This is a genomic window from Lysobacter sp. GCM10012299, assembly GCF_042649405.1.
Classification (GTDB): Bacteria; Pseudomonadota; Gammaproteobacteria; order Xanthomonadales; family Xanthomonadaceae; genus Lysobacter_J.
On the sequence record NZ_JBHRZC010000001.1, the window covers coordinates 616,027 to 629,245 of the forward strand.

Genomic DNA, 13,219 nt, shown 5'->3' on the forward strand with positions numbered 1-13,219 from the left:
AGCGAAGGGCAGTTACGCCTCGACCACTTCGTCCTTGTAGGCGTCCACCGGGATGCAGGCGCACATGACGTTCTTGTCGCCGTAGACGTTGTCGACGCGCGCGACCGGCGGCCAGTACTTCTGCAGGCGCAGCGACGGCAGCGGGAACGCCGCCAGCTCGCGCGGATAAGCGTGGGTCCACTCGCTGGCCGTGACCGCGGTGGCGGTGTGCGGCGCGTGCTTGAGCGGGTTGTCCTCGCGGTCCAGCTTGCCGTCCTCGATCGCGCGGATCTCGTCGCGGATCTGGATCATCGCGTCGATGAAACGGTCGAGCTCGTGCTGCGATTCCGACTCGGTCGGTTCGACCATCAGCGTGCCGGCGACCGGGAAGCTCAGAGTCGGGGCATGGAAGCCGAAGTCGATCAGGCGCTTGGCGACGTCCTCGGCCGACACGCCGGTGGCGTCCTTGAGCGGGCGCAGGTCGAGGATGCACTCGTGCGCGACAAGACCGTTGCGGCCGGTGTAGAGCGTCTCGTAGTGCGGCGCCAGGCGGGTGGCGATGTAGTTGGCATTGAGCAGGGCGACCTGGGTCGCTTTGCGCAGGCCTTCCGCGCCCATCATCGTGACGTACATCCAGCTGATCGGCAGGATCGAGGCCGAACCGAAGCTGGCAGCCGACACCATGCCGACGTCACCGTCACCGCCAAACGTGCGCGGCAGGAACGGCGCCAGGTGCGACTTCACCGCGCACGGGCCGACGCCCGGGCCACCGCCGCCGTGCGGGATGCAGAAGGTCTTGTGCAGGTTCAGGTGCGATACGTCCGAGCCCCACTTGCCGGGCTTGGCGACGCCGACCAGGGCGTTCATGTTGGCGCCGTCGGTGTAGACCTGTCCGCCGTGCGTGTGGACGATCTCGCAGATCTTGACGATGTCTTCCTCGAACACGCCGTGCGTGGACGGGTAGGTGATCATCAGCGCGGCCAGGCGCTCGCTGTACTTCTCGGCGGCGCGCTGGATGTCGTCGACGTCGACGTTGCCGTTGGCGTCGCACTTGGTCACCACGACCTGCATGCCGCACATCTGCGCCGAGGCCGGGTTGGTGCCGTGCGCCGATTCCGGGATCAGGCAGATGTCGCGGTGGTCTTCGCCGCGCGAGCGGTGGTAGGCGCGGATCGCCAGCAGGCCGGCGTATTCGCCCTGCGCGCCGGAGTTCGGCTGCAGGCTGACGGCGTCGTAACCGGTGCACTCGACCAGCATCGCTTCCAGGCCGTCGATCAGTTCCTTGTAGCCCTGCGCCTGCGTGGCCGGGGCCAGCGGGTGCAGGTTGCCGAACTCCGGCCACGTCACCGGGATCATCTCGGCGGTGGCGTTGAGCTTCATCGTGCAGCTGCCCAGCGGGATCATGGTGCGATCCATCGCCAGGTCCTTGTCGGCCAGGGCGCGCATGTAGCGCAGCAGCTCGTGCTCGCTGTGGTGGGTGTTGAACACCGGGTGCTCGAGGAAGCCGCTGGTGCGCTTGAGGCCGGCCGGCAGTGCGTCGGCAGTGGCGCTGTCGAGTGCGTCGATGTCGTTGATGCTGGCGCCGAACAGCGCCGCCAGTGCGATCACCTCCGCGCGCGTGGTGGTCTCGTCGAGGCTGATGCTCACGCTGTTGCCATCGATGCGGCGCAGGTTGATGCGCGCGGCTTCGGCCTTGGCGTGGACGGCGGCGGCATCGACGCCGACCACATGCAGCGTGTCGAAGAAGTCCGGGCCCACGGTAAGGCCGGCCTGGCGCAGGGAGCCTGCGAGGATCGCGGCGAGGCGATGCGTGCGGCGGGCGATGCGGACCAGTCCCTCGGGGCCGTGGTAGACCGCATACATGCTCGCCATCACCGCCAGCAGCACCTGCGCGGTGCAGATGTTGGACGTGGCCTTCTCGCGGCGGATGTGCTGTTCGCGCGTCTGCAGGGTCAGGCGATAGGCGGCCTTGCCCTCGGCATCGATCGACACGCCGATCAGGCGGCCTGGCATCGAGCGCTTGTAGGCGTCGCGGCAGGCCATGAACGCCGCATGCGGGCCGCCGAAACCGAACGGCACGCCGAAGCGCTGGGTGTTGCCGACGACGATGTCGGCGCCCCATTCGCCCGGCGCGGCGATCAGGGTCAGGGCGAGCAGGTCGGTGGCCACGGCGACCAGGCCGCCGCGCGCGTGCACGGCATCGGCCAGCGCCTTGTAGTCGTGGATCTGGCCGAAGGTGTTGGGGTACTGCAGCAGCACGCCGAAGCTGTCGATGCTGATGGCTTCGGCGTCGTCGGCGACGACCAGCTCGATGTCGAGCGGCTCGGCGCGCGTGCGCAGCACCTCAAGCGTTTGCGGGTGCACGCCGTTGGAGACGAAGAACACGTTCGACTTCGACTTGGCCGAGCGCTTGGCCAGGGTCATGGCCTCGGCGGCAGCGGTGCCTTCGTCGAGCAGGGACGCGTTGGCGATCTCCATGCCGGTCAGGTCGGCGCACATCGTCTGGAAGTTGATCAGCGCTTCCATGCGGCCCTGCGAGATCTCCGCCTGGTACGGCGTGTAGGCCGTGTACCACGCCGGGTTCTCGAGGATGTTGCGCAGGATGACGTTGGGCGTGTGCGTGCCGTAGTAGCCCTGGCCGATGAAGCTGCGGAAGACCTGGTTCTGGTCGGCGATCGCGCGGATCTTGGCGATGGCCTCGACCTCGGTGATCGGTGCCGGCAGTGCCAGCGGCGACGGCGACTTGATGTTTGCCGGCACGATGGCATCGGTCATCGCGTCGAGCGAGTCGTAGCCGACCACGCTCAGCATCTGGGCGATTTCAGCGTCGTTGGGGCCGATGTGGCGCTCGAGGAACGCGTCGTGGTGCTCGAGGTCGCGCAGGGAAGCGGGCAAAGTCTGGCTCATTGGCAGGGGCGTCCGTTGGTCACGTGCATGCCGCACGAAAGGCGCCCCTCTGTCCTTTTGCCTGAGAGTTTGGAAGCGTGCCACCCGGTGTGCTGGGCAGCGGGGGAGGGTGCGCTTCGTGCCCCTTCGGCGCCGGATTGAACCGGTCTCTCCAGAGTTGTTAGGCACGCGGCGGTAATGGGGCCTGAGCGATTACGGGCGATTGCGCCTTCGGCAGCAGCCTGGCCATGGTTCTGGCCGACCGCTTCTCCCACCGCGTGCTTGACCGGCGAATTATAGCCGCTGTCGGGGCGATTCCGGTGCCGTCGGCCGCCGTGGACCGGGTCCGTGTTCCCTGTTCAGATTCCCGATCCTGGCTTTACCATGGCCCGGAACCGCCGCAGGGCGGGCCGCCGGCGGCGCCGGTCATCAGGGAGCGAGCAGACCATGAACGTCGAGACCGATCCGGCAGCCGTCACGGCGGCAGAACCCGTCGCCCGTCGCGAAGCCGCGCCCTGGGTCACGCTGGCTTGGCGGCGGATGCTGCGCGAGCCGAGCCTGCCGTTCACTGCGGCCTACGTGCTCGTCTCGTTCCTCGGGCTGTGGGCCAACTACTGGTTCTATCGCGGCTTTGGCCTGCCGATCCTCGAATACATGCAGGCCAGCGACTACCTGGTGGCTGGCCTGCGCGATCCCATGTACGCGCTGCTGCTGCTCTTTTCGGTGCTGCTGGCGCTGCTGGTGTCGTGGCCGGAGACCTTCCGCCGTGACCATCCCGAGCGGTTGGTCGAGCTGCGCCGACGCTTGTGGGGCCGCCTGGTCTTCATGGACATGCGCGGGTTCCACTGGAAGGCGTGGGCCTGGCACCGGACACGGGCATCGTGCTGGCGGAACCGTAGCGGTCCGGATTCCTGTGGTCGCACACCGCGTGCACACGCGGGGCGTATTCTTTGCGGCCGGTACGCAGGAGGCACGAGATGAGTGATGCACCGTTCCGACTGTTGCAGCTCGATCACGTCGTGCTGCGCGCGCGCGACCCTGCGGTGATGGAGGCGTTCTACTGCAACGTGCTCGGCTGCAACGTCGAGCGCCGGGTCGATGCGATGGGCCTGGTGCAGCTGCGCGCCGGGAATTCTCTGATCGACCTGGTGGCCGTGTCCGGCAAGATCGGACGCATGGGCGGTGCCGCGCCCGGGCTTGAAGGGCGCAACATGGATCACCTGTGCCTGCGCGCCGATCCGTTCGACCGGGACGCGATCGTGGCGTACTTGTTGTCGCATGGCGTTCAGATCGGCGAGTTCGGCCGCCGCTACGGTGCCGAAGGCGAAGGTCCGTCGCAGTATCTGCTCGATCCGGAAGGCAATCTGGTCGAGCTCAAGGGACCGCCGGATGAGGTGCCGATCGATACGGCGGCTTCGAACGCGAGTACTTGATTTTTTGTTCTGCTTGCGGGGTCCCGGGTGCGCTTCGCTTACCCGGGCTACGTGACTATCGGGATTTTTGATGACTGCTGCTGCACCTGCGCCTTCGCTGTCCATTTCCATTCGCCTGCTGGCGTTGCTGCTTGGCGGGCTGGCGATGTTCGGACCGTTCTCGATCGACACGATCTTCCCGGCGTTCCCGGCCATCGGCACGCAGTTCGGCGCCGACAAGCTGGCCATGCAGCAGACCATCAGCGTCTACCTGATCGCCTATGCGGCGATGAGCATCGTGCACGGGCCGTTGTCGGATGCGATCGGGCGCCGCCGCGTCATCCTCGGCGGGTTGACGGTGTTCACCGCGGCTTCGGTTGGTTGTGCGTTGTCCACCGACCTGACCACGTTGCTGGTGTTCCGTGCGCTGCAGGGGCTGTCATCGGGCGTGGGCCTGATCGTCGGCCGTGCCGTGATCCGTGATGTTCTGCACGGCCATGACGCGCAGCGCCTGATGAGCCAGGTGTCGATGATCTTCGGCGTCGCGCCGGCGGTTGCGCCGGTGATCGGCGGCTGGATCCTCGGCTGGAGCCACTGGCCGGCGATCTTCTGGTTCCTGGTGGCGTTCTCGCTGGTGCTGCTGGTGTTCACCTGGCGCACGCTGCCGGAGACCCATCCGCCGCAGGCGCGCCTGCCGATGGTGCCGCGCCGGTTGCTGCGCGATTACATCGCCATCGTCATCAACCCGCGCTTCCAGCGCCTGGCCGCGGCCAGTGCGTTCAACTTTGCTGCGCTGTGGCTGTACATCTCTTCGGCGCCGGCGTTCGTGCTCGACGTGCTCAAGCTGGACGAGCGCCAGTTCGGCTGGTTCTTCGTGCCGATGATCAGCGGCATGGTGCTGGGTGCGTTCGTGTCCGGGCGCGCGGCCGGCAAGGTCGGCGGCGAGCGGCTGGTGTCGATCGGTTTTGCCTGTTCGGCCGTGGCGATGCTGCTCAACCTGGGCTACAACCTGTGGACCGATACGCCGCAGGTGCCGTGGGCGGTGTTGCCGATGATGCTCAATGCCTTCGGCATCGCCCTGGTGTTTCCGATCGTCACCTTGGCCATCCTCGACATGTACCCGCGCCAGCGCGGTTCGGCCTCGTCGATGCAGGCCTTCACCAGCCTGGTGCTCAATGCGCTGATCGCCGGCGTGCTGTCGCCGTGGATCAGCGACCACATGCTGTGGATGGTGGGCGTGGCCAGTGCCTTCCTGCTGGTGGCGTGGAGCTTCTGGCGCTGGGAGGCGAGGGTGGTGCGGACGCAGTGCCCGGCCGAGCCGAGCGCGACGGTGCCGGAAGAGAGCCTGTGAAACGAAGCTCCGTCATCCCGGCGCAGGCCGGGAGCCATTGCTTTTGCGCTGAAGGCCAACGTCCATGGATTCCCGCCTTCGCGGGAATGACGACAGGTCAGGCCTCGCGGTACACGCGGCGCAGTAGTTCGTGGAAATGGTGCACCGCGTTCTCGCGCAGCGGGTTCAACCGGCCCGGCTGGTACGAACCTGACGCCATGCCGCGTTGCACGTCCTCGCAGATGGTGAGGTCCTCGAACTGCACTTCGTCGCTGAAGTTGAGGTCGGCAAGTCGCCGCTCCGCGGCTTCCTCGGACTCGTCCATCGCGTAGTAGAAGTCGAACTCGACGCGGCACTTGTCCACGCCCTTGGCGATCACGCGGTTGGTCTGCAGGCGTCCGGGGACGATGTTGAGCATCGTGTTCGGCCAGATCCAGTAGTACAGCGCATCGCCGCTGCCATACAGGTCGTCACCGCTTTCCAGCGGGCTGAACTGCAGCGAGTACCACTCGTGGGTATCGGTCGTGTAGCTGCGGTAGTCCAGCAACTTGTTCAACCCGGGGTGCACGTGCGGCACGTGGTAACCCTCCAGGTAATTGTCGATGTAGATCTTCCAGTTGCAGTTGATGTCGTAGCCGACGCGGCGATGGTGGCCGTAACGCTCGAGGTGGCGATCGGCACCGACGCGCTCGTCGATGCCGGCGACCATCGCATCGAAGTCGATGGCGTGCCCGGCATCGACCGCGGCGAACACCAGCCCCTGCCACACCCGCACAGCCAGCTGCGGCAGCTTGACGTCGGCGACGTTGAAGTCCGGCGCGGTGCCCATCTCGGGCGCCGAGCGCAGGGTGCCGTCGAGGGTGTAGGTCCAGCCGTGGTAGCGGCAGCGCAGCGACTTGGCCGCCAGGCCGTCGCAGGCGGCCAGCGGGCCGGCGCGATGGCGGCAGACGTTGTGGAAGACGCGGATCTCGCCGTCGGCGCCGCGCACGGCGATCACCGGCAGGCCGTTGAAGTCACCGACGACGTGGTCGCCGGCGTTCTGCAGCTGGCAGACGTGGGCGAGGATCTGCCATCCGCGGTCGAAGATCCGCTCGCGGTCCAATGCCACCGTCGCCGGGTCGGCGTAGAAGCGCGCGGCGAGCGAAGTGGCACGGTCCGCCGGCTGGGCGGCGAGGGCGGCGGCGTCGAGCAGGTCGGGGCGGTTCATCGGCCAAGTATGCCCCCACCGCATCGCGTTTTTAAGGCTTCGCTTTCGCCTGCTGGGCAGCCACCCGCGCCTCCACGTCCGCCAGCATCGCGTCCAGGTCGCCGCGGTCGTAGGCCTGGCCTTTCATCACCACGGTGTCGATGCGGCGGGTCGCGGCTATGTCCAGCAGCGGGTCGGCATCGAGCAGGACGATGTCGGCGGCCTTGCCCGAGGCCAGCGTGCCGTTGCTGTCGTCGTGGCCGAGGAATCGGGCGCCGTTGATGGTCGCTGCCTGCAGCGCCTGCAGCGGCGTCAGGCCGTGCTTCACCAGCAGGCCCAGTTCGTCGTGCAGGCCAATGCCGGGGTAGTTGTACGAGTTGAGGAAGCCGGCGTCGGTGCCCGCCAGGATCGTCACCCCGGCCTGCTGCAGCAGCGGCAGCACCGAGGCGTTGCGCTCGAAGCGCAGGTGGCGCGCGGAAATGGCGGAGGCGTCGTCCTTGGCCGCACGTTCGACGCGCCAGGTGTAGGTCGCCTGCAGGCCCGGGCCGATGTACTTGAGGTAGTCGTCCTTGCGGTGGTCGTCCTGGTCGAGGTACGCGACGACCTCGCTGCCGTTGAGCGTCGGCGTCACCGCCGTGCCGCGCCTGGCCATGCGCGCGTAGGTGGCCTTGGCCAGCTTGACGTCGAAGGTGGCGTTCCACTGCGTCCATGCGTCGCGGCTGGTGATCTCGCCGCGGGCGATCGCTTCGCCCAGTTCCTTCTCCTTCGGCGAGCCGGCCTTGAAGGCGTAGTCGATGTGTTCGACCGAGCTCAGCCCGGCGGCGCTGATTTCGTCGATGGTGATCGGGTAGGGCACGTGCGCGGAGGTCTTCAGGCCGCGACGCCCGGCCTCCTTCACGGCGGCCATGAACAGCTCGGGCGAGAGCGTGTTGTCGGTGATCTTGACGAAGTCGACCTTCCAGCCCTGCAGCTTGTCGAGCGCCTGGTTCAGCTCGGCGATCGAACCGATCTCCAGGTCGCCGGGCCAGATGGACTTGTAGCCTTCGATCTTCGGGCCGGAGGTGAAAATCCGCGGCCCCAGCAACGTGCCGGCGGCGGTGGCGGTGCGCCATTCGAATACGCTGGGACTGAGGTCGCCGGCGGCGTCACGCACCGCCGTGATGCCGTGGGCGACGTACAGCGGCAGCAAGTTGCGATTCTCTTCGATCAGGGCCTCGCCGCCGCCGAAATGCACGTGCATGTCCCACAGCCCCGGGATCGCGAACTTGCCGCTGGCATCGACGGTCCGTGCGGCGTCGTAGCGGCCGGCGCGGGCGTTGTCGACGATGGCGACGATGCGCGCATCGCGCACGGCGATGGCCTGGTGCGGGATGCGCTTGCCGTCGACGACATCGATCACGGTCGCATCGCGCACCAGCAGGTCGACGTGTTCGGCGGCGTGAAGGGGCCCACAGGCTATGAGGACGAGCGCGGCGGACAGCAGGGGCTTGGTCATCGGGGACTTCTCAAAGTGGGGCGGTAAAGCAGGAGAACCACGATTGTGGCCGGGTTCGCCGTCGTGGGGGCGGTTGGCAGTCACGGCGCCTGCCAACGCCCATGCTAGGTTTCGCCTGTCACCACGACGGGCAAAGGATGCGGCGATGCGCGTGCATTTCCATGGGGCGGCGGGCGAGGTCACCGGCTCGCTGCACGAGGTAGAAGCGGCCGGTCGGCGGCTGCTGCTCGACTGCGGCCTCATCCAGGGCAGTCCCGAGGCTGAACGGCGCAACCACGAGTCGTTCCCGTTCGATCCGGCCGCGCTGGATGCGCTGGTCATCAGCCACGCCCACATCGACCACATCGGTCGCGTGCCACTGCTGGTGCGTCGCGGCTTCAAGGGTCCGATATACGCGCAGCAGGCCACGGCCGAGCTGATGCCGGTGATGCTGCTCGATGCCGCCTCGATCCAGGAAGGCGACGCCGAGCGTGCCAACCGCCATCGCCGCCAGGGCGAGCCGGAAGTGCTGGCGCTGTACACGCGCGAAGACGTGCAGGCGGCGATGAAGCAGGTGCGCACGCTGCCCTACGACCAGCGCAGCGAAGTGCTGCCGGGCATAGACATCTGCTTCCGCGAGGCCGGCCACATCCTCGGCTCATCGAGCGTGGAGGTCTGGGCCGATGGACGCAAGCTGGTGTTCTCCGGCGACCTGGGTCCCAAGGGCACGCCCATCCTGCGCGACCCGGCGATCATCGACCGCGCCGACCTGGTGTTGATGGAATCGACCTACGGCGACCGCCTGCACCGCGATCGCGTCGAGACCATCCGCGAGCTGGGCACAATCCTCGACACGGCCTGGAACGAGGGCGGCAACGTCCTGATTCCCGCCTTCGCGGTCGGCCGCAGCCAGGAGTTGCTGTACTGGTTCGCGCGGCACTGGGAGGAGTGGCAGCTGGCGCGCTGGCAGATCTTCCTCGACAGCCCGATGGCGGCGAAGGTGGTCGACATCTATGACCGCAACGCCGACCTGTTCGACGAAGACGCGCGGCGCGTCTGGCAGGACAAGCCCAATCCGTTCCGCCTGCCCAACCTGCACATCACCGCGTCACGCGAGGAGTCGATGGCGATCAATCGCATCGAACGCGGGGCCATCGTGATTGCAGGCTCCGGCATGGCCAATGCCGGGCGCATCCTGCACCACTTCCGCCACCGCCTCGATCGCCGCCAGACGCATGTGGTGTTTGTCGGCTACCAGGCCGAAGGCACGCTCGGGCGCAGGCTGGTCGATGGTGCGTCGTGGGCGCGCATCCATGGCTCGGATGTGCGCGTGAATGCGCAGCGCCATACCGTCGGCGGCTTGTCTGCACATACCGACCAGCGTGGCCTGATGGAGTGGTACGGCGCCATCGAAGGCCATCCGCCGCTGGCGCTGGTGCATGGCGAAGACAAGGCGCGCGAGGCGCTGGCCGGTGAAATCGGCGAGCGTTATGGCGTGCAGGCAGTGCTTGCGAGGCCGGGGATGGTGCTCGAGGTCTGATCAACGCACCCGACGCAGCGCAATCGTTTCCCACACGGCCACCAGCACCAGCACCGCAGTGGTTGCCACGCCCAGGGCCAGCGCCGACAGGTGCAGCGACATGGCCATGGGCGCAAGCGCGGCCAGCAGCACCAGACCGGCGCAGTGCGACAGCGGCGGCGTACGGCGCTCGTAGCTGGCCCATTTGAACAGTGCATTGCCGACCAGGTACAGCGCCGGTCCGCCCAGGATCGCGGCCAGGCCGGCATCGGTGGCGTGCTCGGGGTGGGTGAGCACCAGTTCGTCGGCGACCGCGCAGACGATCACGCCGCCGACGATCAGCAGGTGCAGGTAGGTGTAGATCAGCCGCGCCTGGCGCCCGGGATCCTCCGAATGCGAAATGCGATGGCTGGCGCGTTCGGCGCCGCTGTCGAAATAGATCCACCACATCGCCACGCTGCCGAGGAAGGCGCTGACGAAGGCGGTGACCGTCAGGGCCGTCCAGGCCAGGCCGGCGAACGTCGCGCCGGTGACGAGTATCGATTCGCCCAGGGCGATGATGACGAACAAGCCGCAGCGTTCGGCGAGGTGATGGCCGTCGACGTCCCAGTCGGCGGTGGTCGAACGTCCCAGTCCCGGCACCCAGAAGTACACGGCCGGCGAGATGTACTCGATCGCCACCGCGGCGATCCAGTAGCTGGCGCGCGAAGATCCGTCGGCAAGGCCGCCGAGGATCCAGAACACCGCCGACAGCGACATCCACGAGGCGATGCGGACGAACGTGTGGAAATGCACCGGGCTGTGGCCGCGCATGACGCAGGCGACGAACACGGTGCGGCCGACCTGCATCGATGCGAACACCACGCCGAACACCAGGCCGCGTTCGCCGAACGCCTGCGGGATCGACGAGGACATCAGCAGCCCGCCCAGCATCAGCGCGAACAGCATCACCCGCACCGGCGCTCGCTCGGGGTCGAGCCAGTTGGTGACCCAAGAGGTGAAGATCCACAGCCACCACACCGCCAGGAACAGCAGCAGCGTCTGCATCGCGCCTTTCACGCTCAGATCGGCGAGCAGGCCGTGCGACAGCTGGGTGACGGCGAACACGAAGACCAGGTCGAAGAACAGCTCGACCATGGAGACGCGGCTGCTGTCCTGGTGGCCGCGCTGGCGCAGCAAGGAAGTGGTCATCGTGTTCGCGAGGTTGTAAGTGGCGACTTCAGTGGTGGCGGTGGCGGTTGGCGAATGCCAGCAGCAACAGGCCGCCGATGATCGATACGTTCTTCATGAAATGCAGCAGTTGCGCGCCGCGTTGCGCGCCCTCGAAGGACCAGAACGGGTGCGAGACCAGGGCGTCGACCAGCATCGCCACGGCCGCCAGGGTTGCGGTCCACCGCAGTTGCCAGCCGGCGGCCATCGCCAGGCCCAGCAGCAGTTCGGCGGTGCTGGCGATGACGGCGGCGCTGCCGATGGCTTCCCCGCCCGCCCAGGCCAGCAGGCGGTAGCTGCCCATGGCGATGAACACGCTGGCCACCAGCACCCGGCCCGCCAGCCATCCGGCATTTCGCTCCATGAATCCCGTCCCGATGCGACTTGGGCGAAGGGTCGCACAAACGGCCAAATGGCGCCGCCACCGCCCCGTGGGCGCCTCGCGGCCGCTTTGGCCCCCGGGAGGCTTAACCGGCCGGCCCGCCGGACTGGCACCAACCCCGCCTTTCGCGTAGAGTCCGCCCCGTTCAGCGCACGGCTGCCTCCCCGCAAGGGTACGTTTCCCAGGTATGCCCGCCGTGGTCCAGACATTGGGCCAGTCAACACGGCTTTTATCCCGCACGTCTTTCGTCGCGCAGACACGGCCCGGAGCATCCGGCAGCCGTCCAATTCGATCGCTCACAGCGCGGTTCTAGGGAACGCTGGAGTCATCAACGCGACAATCGATCGCGCGTCCGCGTTTTTTGCGTGGGCGTGGACGGGCGTCGCGAGCCAAAGGAGTTTCACCACATGACGTTCGAATCCCTCGGGCTTTCGCCCGCGTTGCTGCGCGCGCTCGCCGACCAGAACTACACCGTTCCCACGCCGATCCAGGCCGAAGCGATCCCGCTGGCCATGGCCGGCCACGACCTGCTCGGCGGCGCCCAGACCGGCACCGGCAAGACCGCAGCCTTCGGCCTGCCGCTGCTGCAGCGCATGTCCAAGCAGACCCCGTCGAACGGCTTCCGCCGTCCGCGCGCACTGATCCTGGTGCCGACGCGTGAGCTGGCGGTGCAGGTCACCGAGAGCCTGCGCAGCTATTCCCGCCACGTCCGCCTGAGCATCGCCGCCATCTTCGGTGGCGCCGGCATGGGCCCGCAGGTGGAGCTGTTCCGCCGCGGCGTCGACGTGCTCGTCGCCACCCCGGGTCGCCTGATCGACCACATGGAGCGCGGCACGGTCAAGCTCGACGCGATCGAAGTGCTGGTCCTCGACGAAGCCGACCGCATGCTCGACATGGGCTTCCTGCCGGCCATGAAGCGCATCCTCGCCAAGCTGCCGCGCGAGCGCCAGACGATGCTGTTCTCGGCCACGTTCGAGTCGCAGCTCAAGCAGCTCGCTCTGGAGTTCATGCATCACCCCAAGCAGGTGCAGGTCGCCGCGCAGAACACCATCGCCGAGACCATCGTGCATCGCGCCCACCCGGTCGACGTCGCCAAGAAGCGTGACCTGCTGGTGTCGATCCTCGCCGGTCGCCACACCGATCGCGCGATCGTGTTCGGCCGCACCAAGCACGGCTGCAACCGCCTTGCAGAGCAGCTCGAAGAGTCGGGCCTGGCGTCGGTCGCCATCCACGGCAACAAGAGCCAGGCGCAGCGCCAGAAAGCCCTGCGCGACTTCAAGTCGGGCAAGGCCCGCGTGCTGGTCGCCACCGACGTCGCCGCGCGCGGCCTCGATATTCCGGACCTGCCGCTGGTGATCAACTACGACCTGCCGATGGTCGCCGAGGACTACGTGCACCGCATCGGCCGTACCGGCCGCAACGGCGCCAGCGGTGAAGCGCTGTCGCTGGTCGCGCCGGAAGAGGGCGGTCTGCTGCGCCAGATCCAGCGCATGCTCAAGGCCGACATCGAGCTGGTCTCGGTGCCGGGCTTCGAAGCGAGCCGTCCGATCCAGATGAACGCTCCGATCCCGAACCCGCGCGGCGCCAGCCAGCCGCGCAAGCCGTCGCATCGCCCGCACGGCAAGCCGGCAGCGCGTCACGCCCATGCCGGTCCGAAGCAGCACCGCAGCGGCGGCCAGAGCGCTGGTCGCGGTTCGCGCAGCGGCTTCAGCGGCTGATCGCAGCGGCTAACGCGTGAAACAAAAACCCCGGTCGCGAGACCGGGGTTTTTTCTTGATCGTCGTTCCCGCGAAGGCGGGAACCCATGGATCCCGCCTTCGCGGGGATGACATGTCTGTGCGG

General features: G+C 67.6%; 10 protein-coding genes and 1 riboswitch. Of the genes, 5 read left to right on the plus strand and 5 right to left on the minus strand.

Features of this window, described 5'->3' with window-relative positions; translation table 11 throughout:
* Positions 1–12: 12 nt before the first annotated feature.
* Complete coding sequence (gene gcvP, locus ACFOPO_RS03095; protein ID WP_386700735.1) at positions 13–2,886, minus strand: aminomethyl-transferring glycine dehydrogenase; 2,874 nt, start codon at positions 2,884–2,886, stop codon at positions 13–15.
* A 39-nt stretch (positions 2,887–2,925) separates the two neighbouring features.
* Positions 2,926–3,051, minus strand: a riboswitch (glycine riboswitch).
* Positions 3,052–3,312: 261 nt separating this feature from the next.
* Here gcvP and ACFOPO_RS03100 point away from each other — a divergent pair.
* From ACFOPO_RS03100 to ACFOPO_RS03110, 3 genes are all read left to right on the plus strand, one after another.
* Positions 3,313–3,846 carry a hypothetical protein gene (locus ACFOPO_RS03100; protein ID WP_386700738.1) on the plus strand — a complete coding sequence of 178 codons (534 nt, stop codon included), beginning with the start codon at positions 3,313–3,315 and terminating at the stop codon, positions 3,844–3,846.
* Entirely contained in the window at positions 3,843–4,298 is a 456-nt protein-coding gene (locus ACFOPO_RS03105) for a VOC family protein (protein WP_386700740.1), read from the plus strand. The genes ACFOPO_RS03100 and ACFOPO_RS03105 overlap by 4 nt, the downstream gene beginning before the upstream one ends.
* 70 nt (positions 4,299–4,368) lie before the next feature.
* Positions 4,369–5,628, plus strand: coding sequence for a multidrug effflux MFS transporter (locus ACFOPO_RS03110; protein ID WP_386700742.1), 1,260 nt, complete (start codon positions 4,369–4,371; stop codon positions 5,626–5,628).
* Between the two features lie 97 nt (positions 5,629–5,725).
* Here the strand turns inward: ACFOPO_RS03110 and ACFOPO_RS03115 are convergent, their stop codons facing one another.
* The gene (locus ACFOPO_RS03115; RefSeq protein ID WP_386700744.1) at positions 5,726–6,814 is read right to left on the minus strand and encodes an aromatic ring-hydroxylating dioxygenase subunit alpha; all 1,089 of its coding nucleotides are present in this window, start codon (positions 6,812–6,814) and stop codon (positions 5,726–5,728) included.
* A gap of 31 nt (positions 6,815–6,845) precedes the next feature.
* Complete coding sequence (locus ACFOPO_RS03120) at positions 6,846–8,288, minus strand: amidohydrolase family protein (protein WP_386700746.1); 1,443 nt, start codon at positions 8,286–8,288, stop codon at positions 6,846–6,848.
* Between the two features lie 145 nt (positions 8,289–8,433).
* Between ACFOPO_RS03120 and ACFOPO_RS03125 the strand changes: the two genes are divergently transcribed.
* Positions 8,434–9,807 (plus strand): MBL fold metallo-hydrolase RNA specificity domain-containing protein, encoded by a 1,374-nt coding sequence (locus tag ACFOPO_RS03125; RefSeq protein ID WP_386700748.1) that lies wholly within the window; start codon positions 8,434–8,436, stop codon positions 9,805–9,807.
* Here ACFOPO_RS03125 and ACFOPO_RS03130 read toward each other — a convergent pair whose 3' ends face one another.
* Both ACFOPO_RS03130 and ACFOPO_RS03135 read right to left on the minus strand, forming a co-directional pair.
* Positions 9,808–10,977, minus strand: coding sequence for a low temperature requirement protein A (locus ACFOPO_RS03130; RefSeq protein ID WP_386700750.1), 1,170 nt, complete (start codon positions 10,975–10,977; stop codon positions 9,808–9,810).
* Positions 10,978–11,005: 28 nt separating this feature from the next.
* Positions 11,006–11,359 (minus strand): DoxX family protein, encoded by a 354-nt coding sequence (locus tag ACFOPO_RS03135; RefSeq protein WP_200606167.1) that lies wholly within the window; start codon positions 11,357–11,359, stop codon positions 11,006–11,008.
* A 425-nt stretch (positions 11,360–11,784) separates the two neighbouring features.
* On the opposite strand from ACFOPO_RS03135, the gene ACFOPO_RS03140 reads away from it, so the two are divergent.
* Entirely contained in the window at positions 11,785–13,095 is a 1,311-nt protein-coding gene (locus tag ACFOPO_RS03140) for a DEAD/DEAH box helicase (protein ID WP_386700752.1), read from the plus strand.
* Positions 13,096–13,219: the final 124 nt, after the last annotated feature.